At 57.8% G+C, this 18,002-nt stretch carries 17 protein-coding genes and 1 pseudogene; 9 read left to right on the top strand and 9 right to left on the bottom strand.

Features of this window, described 5'->3' with window-relative positions; all coding sequences use genetic code 11:
* Window positions 1–7: 7 nt before the first annotated feature.
* A complete protein-coding gene (locus EV130_RS05440; RefSeq protein ID WP_132659518.1) occupies window positions 8–661 on the top strand; it encodes an Isoquinoline 1-oxidoreductase subunit in 654 nt (217 codons plus the stop codon).
* 16 nt (window positions 662–677) lie between these two features.
* Here the strand turns inward: EV130_RS05440 and EV130_RS32470 are convergent, their stop codons facing one another.
* Complete coding sequence (locus EV130_RS32470; protein WP_165918493.1) at window positions 678–1,421, bottom strand: hypothetical protein; 744 nt, start codon at window positions 1,419–1,421, stop codon at window positions 678–680.
* 23 nt (window positions 1,422–1,444) lie between these two features.
* On the opposite strand from EV130_RS32470, the gene EV130_RS05430 reads away from it, so the two are divergent.
* The 6 genes and pseudogenes from EV130_RS05430 (at window position 1,445) to EV130_RS05405 (ending at window position 7,204) form a co-directional block, all read left to right on the top strand.
* Window positions 1,445–2,434 (top strand): ABC transporter substrate-binding protein, encoded by a 990-nt coding sequence (locus EV130_RS05430; RefSeq protein WP_074064873.1) that lies wholly within the window; start codon window positions 1,445–1,447, stop codon window positions 2,432–2,434.
* Complete coding sequence (locus EV130_RS05425) at window positions 2,431–3,249, top strand: ABC transporter permease (RefSeq protein WP_132659514.1); 819 nt, start codon at window positions 2,431–2,433, stop codon at window positions 3,247–3,249. The genes EV130_RS05430 and EV130_RS05425 overlap by 4 nt, the downstream gene beginning before the upstream one ends.
* On the top strand, window positions 3,218–3,958 hold the full coding sequence (locus EV130_RS05420; protein ID WP_074064872.1) for an ABC transporter ATP-binding protein: 741 nt from the start codon (window positions 3,218–3,220) through the stop codon (window positions 3,956–3,958). The genes EV130_RS05425 and EV130_RS05420 overlap by 32 nt, the downstream gene beginning before the upstream one ends.
* Before the next feature lie 595 nt (window positions 3,959–4,553).
* Window positions 4,554–4,915, top strand: a pseudogene (locus EV130_RS33195) (S-(hydroxymethyl)glutathione dehydrogenase); the annotation flags it as partial.
* 71 nt (window positions 4,916–4,986) lie between these two features.
* Entirely contained in the window at window positions 4,987–5,562 is a 576-nt protein-coding gene (gene gfa, locus EV130_RS05410) for an S-(hydroxymethyl)glutathione synthase (RefSeq protein WP_074064870.1), read from the top strand.
* A 313-nt stretch (window positions 5,563–5,875) separates the two neighbouring features.
* Entirely contained in the window at window positions 5,876–7,204 is a 1,329-nt protein-coding gene (locus EV130_RS05405) for an MFS transporter (protein WP_132659512.1), read from the top strand.
* 214 nt (window positions 7,205–7,418) lie between these two features.
* On the opposite strand, the gene EV130_RS05400 is transcribed toward EV130_RS05405, so the two are convergent.
* Window positions 7,419–8,213: a DUF899 domain-containing protein gene (locus EV130_RS05400; RefSeq protein ID WP_132659510.1), complete on the bottom strand. Its 795-nt coding sequence runs from the start codon at window positions 8,211–8,213 to the stop codon at window positions 7,419–7,421.
* 301 nt (window positions 8,214–8,514) lie between these two features.
* Window positions 8,515–8,802 carry a DUF2905 domain-containing protein gene (locus tag EV130_RS05395; RefSeq protein ID WP_342635807.1) on the bottom strand — a complete coding sequence of 96 codons (288 nt, stop codon included), beginning with the start codon at window positions 8,800–8,802 and terminating at the stop codon, window positions 8,515–8,517.
* On the opposite strand from EV130_RS05395, the gene EV130_RS05390 reads away from it, so the two are divergent.
* Entirely contained in the window at window positions 8,801–8,953 is a 153-nt protein-coding gene (locus tag EV130_RS05390; protein ID WP_196776367.1) for a hypothetical protein, read from the top strand. The genes EV130_RS05395 and EV130_RS05390 overlap by 2 nt on opposite strands.
* A gap of 195 nt (window positions 8,954–9,148) precedes the next feature.
* On the opposite strand, the gene EV130_RS05385 is transcribed toward EV130_RS05390, so the two are convergent.
* Complete coding sequence (locus tag EV130_RS05385; RefSeq protein WP_074064866.1) at window positions 9,149–10,942, bottom strand: methyl-accepting chemotaxis protein; 1,794 nt, start codon at window positions 10,940–10,942, stop codon at window positions 9,149–9,151.
* A 474-nt stretch (window positions 10,943–11,416) separates the two neighbouring features.
* Here EV130_RS05385 and EV130_RS05380 point away from each other — a divergent pair, with 474 nt between their 5' ends.
* Window positions 11,417–12,139 carry a helix-turn-helix transcriptional regulator gene (locus EV130_RS05380; protein WP_074064865.1) on the top strand — a complete coding sequence of 241 codons (723 nt, stop codon included), beginning with the start codon at window positions 11,417–11,419 and terminating at the stop codon, window positions 12,137–12,139.
* Between the two features lie 46 nt (window positions 12,140–12,185).
* Here the strand turns inward: EV130_RS05380 and EV130_RS05375 are convergent, their stop codons facing one another.
* From EV130_RS05375 to EV130_RS05355, 5 genes are all read right to left on the bottom strand, one after another.
* Window positions 12,186–13,118: a sugar phosphate isomerase/epimerase family protein gene (locus EV130_RS05375; protein WP_074064864.1), complete on the bottom strand. Its 933-nt coding sequence runs from the start codon at window positions 13,116–13,118 to the stop codon at window positions 12,186–12,188.
* A gap of 31 nt (window positions 13,119–13,149) precedes the next feature.
* The gene (locus EV130_RS05370; protein WP_074064863.1) at window positions 13,150–14,280 is read right to left on the bottom strand and encodes a sn-glycerol-3-phosphate import ATP-binding protein UgpC; all 1,131 of its coding nucleotides are present in this window, start codon (window positions 14,278–14,280) and stop codon (window positions 13,150–13,152) included.
* A gap of 30 nt (window positions 14,281–14,310) precedes the next feature.
* On the bottom strand, window positions 14,311–15,198 hold the full coding sequence (locus EV130_RS05365) for an ABC transporter permease subunit (RefSeq protein WP_074064862.1): 888 nt from the start codon (window positions 15,196–15,198) through the stop codon (window positions 14,311–14,313).
* Between the two features lie 7 nt (window positions 15,199–15,205).
* The gene (locus EV130_RS05360) at window positions 15,206–16,096 is read right to left on the bottom strand and encodes a carbohydrate ABC transporter permease (protein WP_074064861.1); all 891 of its coding nucleotides are present in this window, start codon (window positions 16,094–16,096) and stop codon (window positions 15,206–15,208) included.
* A gap of 76 nt (window positions 16,097–16,172) precedes the next feature.
* Window positions 16,173–17,516, bottom strand: a complete 1,344-nt coding sequence (locus tag EV130_RS05355) for an extracellular solute-binding protein (RefSeq protein ID WP_132659508.1) — start codon at window positions 17,514–17,516, stop codon at window positions 16,173–16,175.
* Between the last annotated feature and the right edge of the window lie 486 nt (window positions 17,517–18,002).

The following is an 18,002-nucleotide window of genomic DNA, read 5'->3' as shown; positions in this document are numbered from 1 at the left end:
GATCACGATGAAAAGCAGATTGGTTCTCGCCTGCACCGCAGGCGGCATCTCGCTCCTAGCGGCCCTGCCGGCATCCTTCATGGCGCTCGCGCAAGGCGCGCCTGCCGCGGATAAGCCATCCTTGAAACCGGCTGCTTCCTTCTCATCGATTGCCGATGAAAAGGCCCGATCGGTGGCTTTGTTTGAGGAAGCGGGCAAGGTCATCGAGCATCCGCGCTGTCTCAACTGTCACCCGGCAACGGACCGGCCACTGCAGCGGATGAGCATGCAGCCGCATGAGCCGCCGGTCACGCGCGGCGAGGCCGGCATGGGGGTTCCCGGCATGATGTGCAACACCTGTCACGGCGCCGAAAACGCAACCGTCGTCGGGCAGTCGCCGACGCTGCGGAGCATACCCGGCAATGCGGCCTGGCACCTGGCGCCAATCGAGATGGCCTGGGTAGGCAAATCACTCGGCGAAATCTGTCAGCAGTTAAAGGACCCGGCGCGGAACGGCGGCAAGGACCTGAATGAGATCGCCGAGCACATGGCGCATGACGGCCTCGTCGGATGGGGCTGGAGCCCAGGCGAGGGCCGCGAGCCCGTGCCGGGCACGCAGGCAGAGTTCGGCGAGCTTATCAGGACCTGGGTGGAAACCGGCGCGGCTTGTCCTGTCGAATAACGAAGCCGTCGCGGCATCAAATCATCCTTTCAGCGCGGGTGCGTCGCTGTTTGCGGCGAAATTGTTTCTCGACGATCGCTTTTACGGCCAGCAGATTCCGAAAGGCCGATATTGCCTTGTGGATCGCGGCAATGAAATTCGCGGCTACCACCAATTGCGATCGGCTGGTATCTCCAGAATCCCGGCGCCGGCTTTCTTTGCGGCCGCATCGCCATTGCATGTGAATAGGTTTGCCGCCGTCGCTTAAGCTGCGCGTGACCGCGCTCGTCCCGTTCACCTCCTTTGCCGGCCTGCCGAACATGACGATCGATAATCCGAACGCGGGCTTGCCATGATGCGTGACATGACCTTGCCATCGCCCGCCCATGCAACGCACAAGGCGGTGCGGTCTTCGCCGAATGATTGACGCTTCTTTGTGGCACGCGTATCCTATAGACAGGCTCTCCATCGGGCACCTTGGGAAAGCCGGCAACCGGACGGTATGCAAAGCATGCCGGACGGGGGTTTTTGCATGCGCATTCGTGCAGTGAGAGGTGCTCAATTGAACTTCGTCGATCTCGTCCTCACGGTGTGCACGTCGGCCGATCCGATCAGTTGCCGCACCGAAAACCTGCATTCTGAATGCCGTGGCTTGTTCGCCCAGTGCATCGATCTTGGCGCCGGCAGTGATCGCAAAGTGGTCGGAAAGCCGTCCGTCACAGAAGTTCATCAGTTGAGATCCGTCTTCCAGCATGTGCCTGGAAATATGACGCTGCTGCAACCATTTCGCCGGGAGGTGTCATCATGAACATATCGAGGCGCGCGCTTTGCGGAGCAGCCGTTCTGGCTGCGACAGATCTTTTGAGCTTCCATGTCTTGGCCACACCGTCCGCGCCGAAGATCCGGGTCGGAATCTTGAAGTTCGGGACAGTGAATTGGGAACTCGACACCATCAAGCACCACAAGTTTGACTTGGCCAACGGGATCGATGTGGAGATCGTATATTTCGCGGGAGAAGACGCCAGCAACGTCGCCATGTTGGCAGGCGATCTCGACATCATCGTTTCCGATTGGCTGTGGGTTTCGCGCCAGCGTTCGCAGGGTGCGGATCTGACGCTCGCACCTTACTCGACGGCGGTTGGCGCCATCATGGTCAAGGACGATGCGTCCATTCGCGCCATTCCGGACCTTGCAGGAAAGAAAATCGGGGTGACCGGCGGGTCGCTCGACAAGAGCTGGCTCCTGATCCAGGGCCTGGCCCGGCGTGATCACAAGATGGACCTGACCAGAGAAAGCGAGATCGTTTTCGGTGCACCGCCGCTGCTGTCGGAAAAGGCCGTTTCTGGTGAACTCGATGCTGTGTTGAACTTCTGGCATTTCTGTGCCCGCCTGGAGGCAAACGGTTTCCGCCGCCTTGTGGGTGCCGACGATGCCGCTAAGGCGCTCGGCGCATCGGGCCCGGTTTCGGCGCTCGGTTATGTTTTTCATGACAAATGGGCGAACGAAAACCCGAACGTCACAATGGGCTTTCTGCAGGCAAGTGGCGCGGCCAAGAAGCTCCTGGCACAGTCTGACGCAGAATGGCAGCGGCTGGCGCCGATCGTGCGAGCCGAGGGCAGGGAACTCGAGGTACTTCGCGATCGCTACCGCCAGGGCATTCCGGACAGGCCGATCGCAGAGGAGGAGAAAGATGCCGCCAAGCTATACGCAATTCTGGCCGAATTGGGTGGGGAGAAGCTTGTCGGTGGGGCGCCCCAGATGGCTCCGGGAACGTTCTGGGCCTTAAAGACATGACAGCAGGACCCGAACGGGAAAGAGCGCCAGTTGAGGGCCGATTGGCGGGTGCCTTTTCTCATGGTCTTCTGCCGGCGGCAACGGCTTTGGTATCCCTTCTCGGATTATGCCTGCTCTGGAACCTCGTGGCGGGAATCTGGCCGAGCCGGGCGTTTCCGCCGCCGATCGACGTCTGGCGTGTGCTGATCAAGGAGGCGGCAAGCGGCGATCTCGCCTATCATCTCGCCATGACGCTGTCCCGGGTCGCTGCCGCCTATGTTGTTGCTATGCTGGTGGGATCCGTCATCGGTGTCTTGCTCGGCGTGCACCGGCGAGTGGATTCTTTCTTCAATCCGTGGCTTATCCTTTTTCTCAATCTTCCGGCATTGGTCGTCATCGTTCTTGCCTACATCTGGTTTGGCCTGACGGAAGCGGCCGCGATCAGCGCTGTGGCGATCAATAAGATACCCAACGTCGTTGTTACCATGCGTGAGGGCGCGCGGGCGCTCGATCCGCGTTACGCCGAAATGGCAAAAGTCTATCGCCTCAGCCGGCTCGACAGGATCCGCCATATTCTGATGCCGCAGCTGCAGCCTTATTTTGCGGCCGCATCGCGATCCGGTATCGCGCTGATCTGGAAGATCGTGCTGGTTGTCGAGTTGCTGGGCCGTTCAAATGGGGTGGGCTTCCAGATCTATTTGCACTTCCAGATCTTCGATGTCGCCGCCATCCTTGCCTATTCGCTGGCTTTCGTTGCCATTATGCTATTGATCGAACTCCTTCTGGTGCAACCATTTGAACGACATGCAACACGCTGGCGCCGCCGCCCCGCTTAAGGTCGATATCGCCGAGAAGACGTTCCTGTCGGCCGAAGGCGTGACCATTGATGCCCTGCGCGGACTTTCCTTCGAGGTGCGGCAGGGGGAGTTTGCCTGTTTGCTGGGGCCGTCCGGCTGCGGCAAAACCACGACCTTGCGCATTCTGCTGGGGCTCGATCAGGCGTTTTACGGCAGCTATCAGTTGCCCAAGGGCGGTTCCAATCGCATCGCTGCGGTATTCCAGGAGCCCGTGCTTTTGCCTTGGCGAACCGTCGAGCAGAATGTCCGCCTCGCGCTGCCTCCAGGCACGCGGGACATGGACTTGGATGGGCTGTTCGACATTCTGGGCTTATCCTCTATGCGGTCGCTCTATCCTTCAGAACTTTCGCTCGGCCTTGCGCGTCGCGCTGCCCTGGCGCGTGCCTTTGCGACAGAACCTGCGATCCTTTTGCTGGACGAGCCTTTCGCCTCGCTCGACGAACGGACGGCTGACAAATTGCGGCGTCTTTTGATGACGGTGTGGTCGGTGAGGCCCACTACTGCCTTGATGGTGACGCATAATCTTCGAGAAGCGCTTCTGTTGGCAGATCGTGTCATCGTGCTGTCACCGCGGCCGGCCCATGTGCGAGGCATCTTCGATGTCGATGTCCCGCGCCAGGCCCGCGACGTAAAGGCGCTGGACGAACTGGTTTCGGATTTCGGGAGGACGTTTCCGGACGCCGGCTGACTTTGCAATTTGCTTGCCCGGCCTGCGGCATCGCAATAAAAGCCGTTTACACGGGTTAACATTCGAGGAAATATTGCAGAGCAACATTTCCCTCTGTTGCTCTGTGTTGCGAAGTTTATTTATGATTGCTTAGGCCATTTGAAAGGCTTATCGTATATTATGGTTTCCGGCTTCAAGGCCTTGCCGAATGGGAGCGGCAGAGTCTCGTAGGCACGAGGACAGGCAACGATGGTGCCTCCTGCCCACCTGGCGAACCATGACACCCTGACGGAAGCGAACGTCCCATCACAGACAACAAATTGGACGCTTGCGTTGGCCTTGGGGTCTCCCGCGGTCGGGCAATCGGTGATGTGATGTGTATCCATCCGTGTTCCCCAATACGATCCATGCTCTCGATGTCAATGGCGGCAAGGAAACGTCATGCCAGGCGTTCGGTGAAAACAAGAACGTCTCCCGCAACCGAGACGACATCTACGAATAACTGCGCGCCGCGATCGTCGGCGACGCGTCATGCGGTCGTTCGGCCTAGTCCCACCTGTATGGGTCATGGTGCGCGGCAGCAATGCGATCAGGGAGTGAGTGTTAGAAGGGCATTAAAGAGGTCGAGTGCGCCAGCGTGCCGCACTTCGTCAACATGACGAAGTGCGGCGCCGACCAGATCGGTGGCGCCGACTAGACCTTCGAGTGCACCGGCAACACCCGCGGGCCGGGCGCAGGGAGCCAGCCATTGCGGCTGGGGCAACCCGGCCGTTCCAGCTGGTGACCGACTGCAGCTGGACGGGCACCGCCTTTGGCGGCGCATGCGGCCGCACCGACGATCGCCGACCTATACACGGAAGCAAATGGTACATGGAAGGCAGGATAGAGATCGATCCGAGGATCACCCATACGATGCCGCTCGTAGACATCAACAGGGGCTTCGAAACCCTGTATTCCGACTTATCCGCAGAGCAGTGAGACGAAAATCGAAGTAGGCCTATATCCGGGGCGCCGGACGGGCTTCGGTGCAACAGGGGAGGAAACATGCAATGGAAAGTGCAGTTCATATTCATCCGGCGGTCGACCAGGGATTAAAACCGGCCGACCCCGGCTTTGCCGGTGGCACGCTAGTTTGTGCCTGCACGGACCGGCCGGTCAAGATCAGGATAGAGGGGCAGGTCGCCCACAACCACGTTTGCGGCTGCACCAAATGCTGGAAGCCGGAAGGTACTGCTTTCTCCATGGTCGCGGTCGTCCCACACGACAAGGTGACTGTGCTCGAGAACGGCGACAAGCTGCAGGTGGTCGATCCGACCGCACTGATCCAACGTCACGCTTGCCAGCAATGCGGCGTGCACATGTACGGACCGGTCGAACGAGAGCATGCGTTCCAGGGGCTGGACTTCGTTCACCCCGAGCGGTTCCAGGAACAGGGCTGGGCTCCACCGGAATTTGCAGCCTTTGTTTCCTCCATTATCGAAGCGGGTATCGATCCCAGTCAAATGGACGGAATACGGGCCCGCTTGCGGGAGCTTGGATTGGAGCCCTATGACTGCCTATCGCCAGCCCTTATGGACTATGTCGCCACCTGGGTCGCGAGAAAATCCGGCGCGCTTGCGAGTTGATCGAGCAGGCGGAGTTGATGAAATCTGTCAGCGGACAAGGATAGCTGAGACCTTTTGGATCGCGCACAATGTAGTCGGCTCGACCGAACGCTAAGGCACGTCTCAGCGTTCAAGCAGCCAAAATGTAAACGTCCGACCGGCATCCCAGGCGAGCGTGCGTGTCGGTCGTGGTGGCGTGTTGTTTGCCGTCACTGTCGACCGGCTGATTGTCGGCGTCCCCCAACCATGGAGAGTGGGCTCCCGGTTGGGATCGGGCTGCTTTCGTGCTAAAATACAAGAAGTTGGAGGGCGATGTTAAACGGGAGGAAGAAACATGCCCACACAGGTTCCAAGGGATTTCCGCCGCGTGATCATTGCCGCGTCGGTAGGAAACGTAATCGAATGGTATGACTTCTATATCTTCGGAAGCTTGGCCGCGGTTCTTTCGGTGAAGTTCTTTGAGCAATCCCATCCAGTCGCAGCGCTGCTGAGTACGATTGCGCTCTTCACCGCAGGATTCCTGATCCGTCCACTGGGGGCGTTCCTTTTCGGCTGGATGGGTGATCGGGTCGGCCGCAAATATACATTTCTCATTACGCTCAGCGGCATGGGGTTGGGCACAGGTGCGATCGGCTTGATGCCGACCTACGCGTCGATCGGACTAACCGCTGCCTTTCTTCTCTTCGGCTTACGGATGATCCAAGGCTTGTGCTTGGGTGGCGAGTACGGTGGCGCTATCACCTATGTCGCCGAGCATGTCCCCGACGAACGCCGTGGCTATTACACCGGGTGGCTTCAGACCTCTCCGACACTCGGAATCGTCGTATCGCTGGCCGTGATCATCGCGACGCGCACCTATTTCGGAAACGACGTCTTCGACGAATGGGCGTGGCGCATTCCGTTTTTGGTCTCCTTCTTGCTGGTTGCCATTGCAATCTACATCCGTCTTCAGCTCCAGGAGACACCGATCTTTGAGGAGATCAAGGCTAAGGGGCAGACGACCAGAAATCCATGGAAGGAAGCCTTCCTTAGCTCCAACATCCAATATGTCGGGATCGCCACCATCGTGCTGATCGGGCAGGGAGTGGTCTGGTATAGCGGTCAGTTCTGGGCATTGTACTTCCTGCAGCAGGTTTCCAAGGTAGACTCATTGACTTCGTCCTACATCGTTGGAGCTGCGCTGCTCATTGCAACGCCGAGCCTGATCTTCTTTGGATGGCTGTCAGACATTATCGGCCGCAAGCCAGTGATCCTGGGAGGAATGTTGCTCGCCGCGACCACGTATTATCCGCTGTACTTGTGGCTGGGATCAGTCACGCAGCCTGGCAACATCAATTATCCAGCCGCGATCTTCATCATCTTCATCCTGGTTTGCTACGTCGGGATGGTATATGGCCCGGTTGGTGCGTTCCTTGCTGAATATTTCCCCGGTAGGATCCGGTACACGTCTGTATCGGTGCCGTATCACATCGGCAATGGTTGGGGTGGCGGATTGGTGCCGTTCATTACCTCAGCGGCGTTCGCGGCCACTGGCAGCATCGGCTACGCGCTGATATACCCGATCGCGGTTCCTGCCGTATGCTTCCTGCTTGCCCTTTTCTTGATGCCAGAGACGCGCAAGATAAGCATCTGGGAGCCGATCGAGCCGAAAGCTGAATTGTAACATGGCACAATGTGCGGGCCGCAAGGGCCCGGCACATTGTCGTCGCACTGCAGTTTCGATGGCCCTTTGGAATGCGGTGACCTCGACGAGGGCAGGCACAATGCCAGCCCTCGCAAGATCGTATCGGATGCCTGCGCGGGTCCGCTGGCGCCTATGCGCAGACACCATATTCTGCGCGACCTATTCCTCACTTCTCCACTATCTGGACCATGGCTCAGGGCTTTGCGCTCGCGGGTTGATTCCGGAACACCGCCTCTCCAGCGTTTGAAACCTCGACCCATTTCTCGTCGGGCATTGCGTTTGCAACGTAGCTGTCATGCCAGTTCCACCACTTGTACGTCGGGGTTTTCGGATAACCCTCGGGCGAGTCTTCCCAGACCTCCTGCCGGCCCAAAGGAGTGATGTCGAGGTAGTTCCACGTGCTCCCCATTTGCTCGTCGCCGCGGTTATTGACGAAATAGGTGCGGAATACGCGGTCGCCGTCACGGTAGAACACGTTCGTGCCATGCCACTCGTCCACGCCGAAGTCGGCGTCGAAGCTGTCGGTGAGAGTATACCACGGCATCTCCCAGCCCATCCGCGCCTTCAGGCGCGCGATGTCGGACTGAGGCGCACGCGAGGCGAAGACGAGAGTGGTATCACGCGCGTTCAGGTGCGCGACATGGGCGACTTGATCGGCCACCATGGAGCAGCCCCGGCACGCGTGGTCGGGCCAGCCGAATACGCCCGGCTCGAAGAAGGCGCGGTAGACGATCAACTGTCGCCGACCGTCGAACAGGTCAAGCAGGCTTTCCCTGCCCGCAGGTCCCTCGAATCCATAGGCCGTCTCCACGGCCATCCACGGCATCCGCCGGCGCTCGGCGGCCAGGGCGTCACGGGCGCGGGTCAGATCCTTTTCTTTCACAAGCAACTGCTGCAAGGCCGTCTCCCAGGCCTGTGGCGACACGACCGGTGGCGTGTGCATATCCGGCTGTGTGCCTTTTTGACCATCGTCCGTTAACCTCGTCATGGCTTTCAATCTCCTCGATTTGGGCGAATTTTCGCGCTTGCTGGCTGACATCCGGTTCGTCGTAGTTGCTCGTCAGATAATTTGGCACCGGAAAGCGAGCAGGGGGAGTAACAAGTGTGACGCTATTTCGTCGGCGTCGCCGACAAAGCCGCGCCGCGCGCACCCGACGCGCAAGCAGGGGGTCTGTATCGTGAGCGTCGTGCAAGGCTTCCGGCGATCAACGTCGGCGCGTAGCAAGCCGCAGAGTGAACCCGACACTCTTGGGTAGGTTGTGTGCGATCGCTCCAACTGGCATTGCTTCCTATCGACCGAGGAGCCAGAGCATCACGGACAGCAAAATGCTGAAAAGCAGGCCGGTGGTAATAGGGATATAGATGGAGAAATTCTCGCGCTCGATAAGAATGTCGCCCGGCAGTCTCCCCAGGCCGATGCGAACAAGCCACGGCCACAGAATACCGACCACGACGACAGCAAGCCCGACAATGATGAGGACTCTGGACATGGCGCACGACGCTATAAGAATTCGGTCGATTGGATGATAGCCCAGTTTCGATACAGCGTCTTTCTTTCCGGATCGCGTGGTCGTCATGAGCTCACGTCCCGGTTCGATCGCCGAAATCTATGATGTCGACTTGCCTCGGCCGAGAGGCTTGGATGTCATGGCGTCGCCCGAGTTTGCCGCTTATACAGGATCGACCCGCAAGCATTTCTACGCTCAGGGTTCACTCGACGACCATTGAGCAGCGCAGTGACGTTGCCGGCGCGGCGCCGAGACGCAAGAAGATCGCTTTGCCGGGGAAGACGACTTGGCGGTTCTGCCACCGCCAATGCCAGAAATCCTTTCCTGGCATCGCTCGTCCGCCGAGGCGGTCAATTTTTCGCACGTCAGCCAAGCCGCTGGATGTCGCCTCGCTGACAGGGGCGATGCTCACCCGTCAGAATTCTTTCCAGGCGTCATTGGCAACCGCCGCATTGTCGTGAAATGCTGCACTCAATTTGGCGGCAATGCTTCGGGCTGGGGATGTGAAAGGCTTCGAGGCGGACGTTATTGCCACCGGGTGTTTCTGAGGCGAAGACATTCCTGTTCCGATGTTGAACTGACCGAGCAATCTGAACAGTGCGTCGGCTTCTTTCGCAAGGCTGTGAGCAGCGGCTGTGGATTCTTCGACCATTGCGGCGTTTTGCTGCGTGCCTTGGTCCATCGTGTTGACTGCAGTGTTTATCTCCTTCAGTCCGGTTGCCTGCTCCTTCGCAGCCTCGACAATCGCCGAGACATTGCGATTGACCTGCTGGACCTGCGATACCATCGCATCAAGAGCCGTTCCCGTTTCACCCACCAGTGAGACGCCGCTTCTTACATGAGCGGCTGAAGCGGTGATCAGTTCCTTGATCTCCTTGGCCGCCTTCGCCGAGCGTTGGGCGAGTTCGCGCACTTCTTGCGCCACGACTGCAAAACCCTTGCCGGCGTCACCGGCCCGCGCGGCTTCCACACCGGCGTTCAATGCCAGCAGGTTGGTTTGAAAGGCGATCTCGTCGATTACGCTGATGATGTTGGAGATCTCCGCAGACGAGGATTCGATTTTCCCCATGGCGTCAATGGCCCCGCGCACGACCACCCCCGAACGCTCGGCGTTCTCACGGGTCTGGCGAACGAGCTGACCAGCCTCGTCCGCTCGCCGGCTGGAGTCAGCGACGGTGGTTGTGATCTCCTCCAGGGCCGCGGCCGTTTGTTCCACCGAAGCGGCCTGCTGTTCTGTTCGCTTGGCAAGGTCATCCGATGCGGTACGGATCTGCTGCGCGCCGGCTGCGATTGCATTGGCGTTTTCGGCTACGGTTTGCATCGCAAGACGCAGTTTTTCGACTGTGCTGTTAAAGTCAATTCTTAGCTTTTCCAGCGTGGGAATGAAGGGGGAGGCGATGTCTTGTGTCAGGTCGCCGCCGGAGAGCTGCCGAAGTGCCGCCGCGAGCTGATCGACGTTGTTCACGCGGCTGGTGACGTCGGTCGCGAACTTAACGACCTTGAATACTTTACCATTCATGTCGAAGATTGGATTGTAGGAGGCTTGGATATAGACCTTTTTTCCACCTTTGCCGATGCGCAGGAATTCGTCGGCAATGAATTCGCCATCAGCCAGGCGCCGCCAGAAGCGTCGATAGTCGTCACTGCTCGTGTAAGCACTTTCACAAAACATCGAATGGTGCCGACCCTCGATTTCCGAGATCTGATAGCCAAGGGCGGAAAGGAAATTCTGATTTGCCGTCAGGATTTCTCCGCTTGGAGTGAATTCGATGATCGCTTGAGCGCGGGAACACGCATCAAGCTTGCCCGCATCCTCAGCACTCTTGAGTTTTTCAGCCGTAATGTCCGTTGCAAACTTGACGACCTTATAGGGCTTGCGGCCGCGAAAGATCGGGTTGTAGGAGGCTTCGATCCAGATTTCCTTGCCGCCCTTGCCGATGCGTTTGTACTGGCGCTGGTCAAACTCGCCGCGATTGAGTTTCTCCCAGAAGTTCCGATAGTCGGAAGACGAGGCCTCAGCAGGATCGACGAACATGCGGTGATGCTGACCGACGATCTCCGATAGCTCGTAACCGAGTGCTGCACAAAAGTTCGCGTTAGCAGCGAGAATTTTGCCCGTAAGATCAAATTCGATAATAGCCTGCGATCTGCTCATCGCCGCCAATACGGCCTTGGCGTCAGACCGGAAGACGGATGCTATTCCTGTCATGCTGTTTCCTCCTACTCAGGACTGGAGAGCCGAGACCGCTTTTGCCATGGCCATGCGCGCAAGCTCCGAATGGGCCATCTAAAGATAATATCCGCCAAATTGATAAAGGATCTGTTAACCGCATTGCCGCGACAGCGTTTCGTCGCTGTCTGGAGAGTGGCCTTCTAAAATAATATGCAAAAACAAAACGATGATCGACTGTGGATTGGCGATGTCGATAGGCGAACAGGTTCAGGCGCGACGTTTTGGCACTTGCGATTGGTATGTTTCCTGTACTCTACGAGATGGAAAATCGAAAGAATTGTTTACCATTTGTTAAGGGTGACCGTGGGGTAATGCGGCGCGAAGAAGGAGTTGCTGTGCCTTCAACTTCGACCAGATCTGCGCTCAATAGCAGGGGCGTCATCCCCGCCATTGTCCTCAGGCCCGAGAGACCTTGATCGCGAGGCGTTTTGAAGCAAGCCGGAGAAGGAAATGACGCTGGAAGCGGTGTTCAACCAGATCGAGGAGGTCGCCGACGACTTTCGCACTCATTACGAAGTCTTCAAATATATGAAGAGCTTGACGCAAGACCTGGGCATGAGCGCTTTCTTGATCATGATATTGCCTACGGTTGACATTGTCGAAATTGGTGCGACGAAGATCATTACCAATTGGCCGGCAGAAATGGTTGATTATTACGATTCCCACAATCTGCTGATAGACAGTCCGGTCGTTCGCCGGATGCTAAGATCGACACGTCCGTTCAATTACGATGTGGAAGCCATCAATGCTGATCGGGGAGGAAGCAAGAAGTCCGCCGTCATCGACCTTTTCAAACGATATGGAATGGATAAGGGCGCTTACTTTCCTGTACATGATGCTGCAGGTGGCCGCGGCGCCCTGTCTATTTCAGGGCAGCGGACCTTCAGCACGATCGAGTTGGCCCAGCTCCTTTTTATAGCGACGCATGTATACGACAGGCTCTCACAACTTACATTGACCGAGAAACATCGTCCGATCGGCTTCACCCAGAGCGAGCTGGACTGCTTGAGGCTGACCGCTGGCGGCAAGAAGGGTAGCGAAATCGCAAAACTTCTTGGTTTTTCGGAGCATGCTGTGAGCAGTCACATCGGCAATGCCATGAAGAAATTGGGATGTACGACGAGGACTCAGGCGGTCGTGAACGCATTGCGTCTAAACATCATTCGTGTGTAGGCCACGTGTGGCGAGGGTCGAGGTGGCACGTTGATCAGGGCGGCAGCTACGCCAGCTGCCGCATTTGCGCTTTCCCCGCCATGTTGATCAATGCCACCAGACCGCGTGCTTTTTCCAAGCAGGCCGGCTGCTGGTCACCGAACCGCTCCGCGTTAATTTCCATGATCAGCGTCGTATCCGGAAGGAACGTGAGCTCGCCGAAAATACCCTCCCAGGGAATGTCACCCCAGCCGATCGGCAAGTGGAGATCGCCGATGCCGAGGGCCGTTGCCTCGGCCGGATGGTAGAAGCGCGTCATGGAATAGGGAAGGCCAAAGCTGTCATGAACATGCAGGTGACCGGTTACCGGCGCCATTGCGCGCAATTCTTCCAGGAAATCAAGGTTGCGGTATGTTGATTCGATATAGGCATGCGAGAAGTCGATTAGTGCAACAACGTTGTCCGAGCCGATAGCCTTGACAGTAGCGGCCACTTCGCTCGGCGTCTGGCGGTACTGGCCGCTCTCTGTGGTGAAGATGTTTTCCAGTGCGATGCGTACGCCGTAGCCCTTCGCGATATCGCCCATCTCGGCCAGAGCCTCGCGCTCCATTCGATCAAGATCTGCCGCATTTTCGCCGTCGGCAAGCTGTCCGGCGCCTGAATGATGGACGAGTATGCCTGCACCAAGCCGGTTGCAGAGTTCGAGCATCGACCGCACGACCTTCTTTTGCAGCTGCAAATGCTCGCGGTCCATGAAGTTGGATAGGATCTGGCCATGCAGCGACAATTTCTTGAAAGGATGCTGGCGAACAATGTCGGCGACGCGGCGCGTCCGATCCTCGATGATGCGGCCGCCGCTGATGATTTCCTCGGCATAGATGCCGATTTCGCAGGCGTCGGCCCCCGTTTCGGCGATTTCCCGCAGCGAAGTGTCAAGCGCGCTGAGGTCGCCCTTGCCGGTCCGGTTGCAAAAGCCGACGGCGGAAATGATGTCGTTCATGCGGGTGTTCCTTCTGGAGGCTCTAGAAAAATCAGTGCACGATCGCCAGCGTCGAGGTCGCGGCCGCGTGATGCGGGGAACTGGGATTCATCTTCGTATCAATCCGGCGACCGCTATCGCGATCGAAGACATGCAAGTGGGAGGGGGGTAACTCCAGGCCTACTCGATCGCCTGGACGCAAGCTCATGTGGTCGCCGATGACGGCTGCAAATGGTTCGCCGTCGATCTCGGCATGGGCGACCCGACCGGAGCCAAGTTCCTCGACGAAGTCTATTGTTGCGCGCACGCCGCTGCCGTCCAGTGAAACGGCACATTGCTCTGGTCGAATGCCGATCGTGACATCTCTTCCGCGCAAGCTGGCGGCAAGGGCAGGGTCGATGGGAACCTGCACGCCGCCGACGCGCACCGATGCTGTCTCGACCTCGACGCGGGTATTGACGAGATTCATCGCGGGAGAGCCGATGAAGGATGCGACGAATATGCTTGCGGGCCGATGATAGATGTCAAGCGGTCGACCGACCTGCTCAACATGCCCCTTATTCATTACCACGAGCTTGTCGGCAAGCGTCATCGCCTCAATCTGGTCATGGGTGACGAAGATGGATGTTGCTGAAAGGCGCTGGTGCAGTTTGCGGATTTCCGCGCGCATGGACACCCGCAGCTTGGCGTCGAGATTCGACAGTGGCTCGTCGAAGAGAAACACTTGCGGCTCACGAACAATGGCGCGTGCCATCGCCACGCGCTGACGCTGGCCGCCGGACAATGCTGCTGGTTTGCGCGCAAGATATTCGCAAAGCCCGACGATCTTCGCCGTCTCCTCGATACGCGTTTGGCGCTCGGCCTTTGACACGCCGGCTACCTTCAGCGCGTAACCGATGTTTTGGGCCACGGTCATATGCGGATAAAGCGCATAGTTCTGGAACACCATGGCGCAGCCGCGTTCGCGCGGTTCCAGCCTGTTGACGATGCGACCGTTAATTGCGATTTCGCCGGCGGTAATCTCTTCAAGTCCAGCGATCATACGTAGAAGCGTCGACTTGCCGCAGCCAGAGGGACCGAGAATGACGACAAATTCGCCCGAGGCAAAAGACAGGTCGACGCCGTGCAGCGTCTGGATCTTGCCATAGGACTTGTGCACGGCGCGAATATCGATGTCAGCCATATTTGAACCTCGTTTCTTAAAATCATCGGGTCATTTTTCGGCAGCGACCAAGCCACGAACGAACCACCGTTGCAGCACCGCAACGACGACGAGCGGCGGTGCCATAATGATGAGTGAGCCGGCCAGCGTGACATTCCAGTCGGGCAGGCTGTTTTCCGAAGGGAGCAGGGCGCTCAGCGACATCATGGTGGTCTTGTAGGCTGGGTCTGTGATCATCAGCAGCGGCCAGAGATACTGGTTCCAGCCATAGACGAACATGATGGTGGTGAGCGCCAACATGTTGGTGCGCGAAAGAGGTATCAGCATGTCGACGAAAAAGCGCACTGGTCCGGAACCGTCCATACGGGCGGCTTCGACGAGCTCATTTGGCAGCGTCATGAAGAATTGTCGGTACAGGAACGTACCTGTTGCGGTGGCAATCAGCGGCAGGGTGAGGCCCGCATAGGAATTCAGCAGGTTCCATTCGACCGATACCTCGATGCCGGTCAGTGCCGAAATCAGTAATCGAAACGGCTGGAAAAGGTCCGCGGCCACCGCATAGGTCGGCACCACGCGAACTTCGAGCGGTAGCATCAGCGTGATGAACACCATCCAGAAGAAGAAGTGCTTGAGTGGCGTGCGAAAAAACACGATGGCGAAGGCCGTGCAGGCAGAAAGTGCCACTTTGCCGACGGTGACGAGACAGGCCATGATGAAGCTGTTGATCATGGCCGAGCCGAGATTGGCGCGCGACCAGGCAGCCGATGCATTTTCGAGGAAGCGGTCCTGGGGGAGGAAATGGAAGGGCACGCTGTTGATCTGTTGCAGCGTTTGACTGGCACCGGCCAGAATGACGAGGAACGGGCCAATCAGCAGGATAAAGCCCAAGACCATCAACAGATAAGTCAGTGCATCGGCGATCGGCGTGCGCTGGATCATGGCGGGCTCACTTATAGTGCACACGCTTCTCGATGAAGCGAAATTGGATGAACGTGAAGATCATGATCAGGCCGATCAGGACGATGCTCTGCGCAGAGGCGCCGGAGTAGTTCAGTCCTTTGAAGGCTTCGTCCACGATGCGAAATACCATCACCTCCGTGCCATGATTTGGTCCCCCGCCAGTCGTGCTGTGTACGATACCGAAGGTGTCCGAACCGACGAACCCCTCCGTCATCATGATGACGAGCAGAAAGAACAGCGTCGGCGCCAGCAGCGGAACCTGTATATCGATCGCGCGGCGGATCGGTCCGGCGCCGTCCATGGCGGCGGCCTCCGTCAGAGAGCGCGGCACCGATTGCAGACCGGCCAGCAGGAAAATGAACGTGTAACCGGTCCATTTCCAGGCAAAGATGATGATGACCAGGATGAGCGCGTGGGCACCGTATTTTGCCGGATTCCAGAAATCAGGGAACGCGGCATTGAGCGAGGCCATCAGCCCGCGTTCTGGCGACAGGATGAAACGGAAGGCCATGCCCGCTGCCGGTCCGGCGATTGCATATGGAAGGATATAGAGGAAACGGAATAGGCCAGAACCGGGCAGTCGACGGTCCACCGCAATCGCCAGCACGAGACCGACCAGGATCGTGAAGCACGTCCCGCAAAGGGCGAAGATGAGGCTGACGGCGACGGAATTCCAATAGAATGGATCGGCGAACACCTCTTCAAAATTCGTCAGTCCGACAAATTCCGCTATCCCGCCAAAGGGAGGCTCAAGTGTGAAAGCCCATTTCATCACAGCGATCGCCGGCCAGTAGAAGAAGAGAAGGATCAGAAGAATCTGTGGCAGGGCGAAAAGAATTGGCAGCCACCAGTTTTTGAAAACGGCCCGCTTTTCCATGGATCAATCAAACCAAAAGTACTTCAGGGACAAGAGCCTGCCATATGCGGCTGGCAGGCTCCTGCTGACGAGAAACTCAGTTCAGCTTCTGGCCGGCATAGGTTTTTTCAAATCGGCGAAGCACGGCGTTGCTTCGATCGGCGGCCTGGTCGAGTTCAGCTTGCACGTCGGCATTCTGCATGAAAATCGCCTCCAGCGCCGTGGAGACCTCCTTGCGGACCTGGGTGAAACCACCGAGGCGGATACCGTGGGTATTCTGCGAGGTCGGCGTGTAGGTAAGGCTGGCAATCGCGAGCTCACGGCCCTTGTAGGGAGCCTTGTCGTAAAAACCATTGGCCTTCATGGCCTCAAAGCCGGTCTTGGTGACCGGAATGTAGCCAGTGACCGTCGACCACCATTGCGCCATGTCCGGCGTGGCGAGGAAGTTCAAGAAAGCGGCCGCGCCCTTGTACTCACCTTCGGGACGGCCGTCCATGACCCATAGCGAGGCGCCACCGACCAGTGAGTTCTGTCGCTGCGTGCCTTTCCAGACCGGCAGCATCGCAACCTCCCACTTGACGCCTTCCGGCAGCGTCTTGCCAATCGTGCCATGGTCAGCGATCGAGGTCTGAATCATCTGGCATGTCTGCGAGGTGAACGCGGGGACAATGTCCATGCCGAGCTGTTTGGTTTTGACGACGAACAGCTTCTCGTCGACCATTTTCTTGAAGAATTTCACATGGTCGACGAATTTGGTCTTGTTGAAGACCAGTTCGGCGCCCAGACCCTGGTAGCCGTTGCCCTTGGTTGCGATTGGCTGATTGTGGATGGCAGAAAATTGCTCCATCATCTGCCATGTATCGAAGTTAAAGCCGAGCGGGCAATCGAAACCCGCCGTCTTGAGCTTGCGGGCGGCTTCCTCGACCTCTTCCCAGGTTTCCGGCTTGAAGTCGATGCCGGCCTTTTGGAAGGCGTCGGCATTATAGTAGAACATGGCGGTTGAAGAGTTGAACGGGAAGGAATTCAACTCCCCTGCAGCTGTCGCGTAATAATTGGCGATACCGCCGAAATAATTGGTCCAGTCTATCGTGTAGCCATTGTCGGCCATCAGTTTCTTGGCCGGTACGAACGCTCCGGAGAGCATCATGTCGAGCGTGCCGGCGTCGTAGATCTGGGTAATCGCCGGCTGCTTCCTGGCACGATAGGCGGCAATCGTGTTCTGAAGCGTCGTGTCATAGCTGTTTTGCGAAGTGCAGATGATTTCATAGTCAGCCTGCATGTCGTTGAATTTTCTGCAGGCGTCTTGCACGCGCTCTCCGAGGTCGCCCGACAGGCCATACCAGAACTCGAATTTGGTCTTTTCGGCATGGGCCGGACCAGCACCAAATACGGTGGCGGCCAGGACGGATGCCAGAGCTGATTGAAGAACAGTGAGTCTCATCGTAAATGCTCCTTGCACGTAAAAAGATGACCGCTGGCGCCTTACGTGGCCATGGATCTTTCGCTGCTTCTGCTAGCAGTCCAATGTGACAGTCAGCGTTAACTTCCGTGAAACTTGGATGACGACGTCTTTCGTTCACCGCACCGAGTGCTATCTGTGCGTCTGCGCGACCGCGTAAATCCGGCAGAAAGGCCGCTTGCGGCCTGCTGGTGGTGAGGCCTGATAGAGTCGCTCGCAGATGTGAGCAGAATCGCTTGCGCTGGCCAGTGACGACCAGGTGCTGCGGCAACCTGCCGCTGATTCGTCACCTTCATGAATCTGCCGTCCGTGTGGAATCGCTCGCAAGCACCGTCCGACATCTGCCAAAGGGCATGGCTGCACAGGACACACTCGAAATGGAGGCAACAACCACGAGACCATATCAGACTAAAGTCTGATAATGGCGTTGGCGTCACAGTTTGGCCCGATTCCCCCGAATTTTAAGGG

It is taken from the genome of Rhizobium azibense, from assembly GCF_004342325.1.
Taxonomy (GTDB): Bacteria; Pseudomonadota; Alphaproteobacteria; order Rhizobiales; family Rhizobiaceae; genus Rhizobium; species Rhizobium etli_B.
This window is presented reverse-complemented; position numbering and strand designations above follow the sequence as displayed.

Coding starts and splice junctions, on each gene's coding strand:
- EV130_RS05440 (WP_132659518.1), top strand. CDS start 8: ATGAAAAGCAGATTGGTTCTCGCCTGCACCGCAGGCGGCATCTCGCTC.
- EV130_RS05430 (WP_074064873.1), top strand. CDS start 1,445: ATGAACATATCGAGGCGCGCGCTTTGCGGAGCAGCCGTTCTGGCTGCG.
- EV130_RS05425 (WP_132659514.1), top strand. CDS start 2,431: ATGACAGCAGGACCCGAACGGGAAAGAGCGCCAGTTGAGGGCCGATTG.
- EV130_RS05420 (WP_074064872.1), top strand. CDS start 3,218: ATGCAACACGCTGGCGCCGCCGCCCCGCTTAAGGTCGATATCGCCGAG.
- gfa (WP_074064870.1), top strand. CDS start 4,987: ATGGAAAGTGCAGTTCATATTCATCCGGCGGTCGACCAGGGATTAAAA.
- EV130_RS05405 (WP_132659512.1), top strand. CDS start 5,876: ATGCCCACACAGGTTCCAAGGGATTTCCGCCGCGTGATCATTGCCGCG.
- EV130_RS05400 (WP_132659510.1), bottom strand. CDS start 8,213: ATGACGAGGTTAACGGACGATGGTCAAAAAGGCACACAGCCGGATATG.
- EV130_RS05390 (WP_196776367.1), top strand. CDS start 8,801: ATGAGCTCACGTCCCGGTTCGATCGCCGAAATCTATGATGTCGACTTG.
- EV130_RS05395 (WP_342635807.1), bottom strand. CDS start 8,802: ATGACGACCACGCGATCCGGAAAGAAAGACGCTGTATCGAAACTGGGC.
- EV130_RS05385 (WP_074064866.1), bottom strand. CDS start 10,942: ATGACAGGAATAGCATCCGTCTTCCGGTCTGACGCCAAGGCCGTATTG.
- EV130_RS05380 (WP_074064865.1), top strand. CDS start 11,417: ATGACGCTGGAAGCGGTGTTCAACCAGATCGAGGAGGTCGCCGACGAC.
- EV130_RS05375 (WP_074064864.1), bottom strand. CDS start 13,118: ATGAACGACATCATTTCCGCCGTCGGCTTTTGCAACCGGACCGGCAAG.
- EV130_RS05370 (WP_074064863.1), bottom strand. CDS start 14,280: ATGGCTGACATCGATATTCGCGCCGTGCACAAGTCCTATGGCAAGATC.
- EV130_RS05365 (WP_074064862.1), bottom strand. CDS start 15,198: ATGATCCAGCGCACGCCGATCGCCGATGCACTGACTTATCTGTTGATG.
- EV130_RS05360 (WP_074064861.1), bottom strand. CDS start 16,096: ATGGAAAAGCGGGCCGTTTTCAAAAACTGGTGGCTGCCAATTCTTTTC.
- EV130_RS05355 (WP_132659508.1), bottom strand. CDS start 17,516: ATGAGACTCACTGTTCTTCAATCAGCTCTGGCATCCGTCCTGGCCGCC.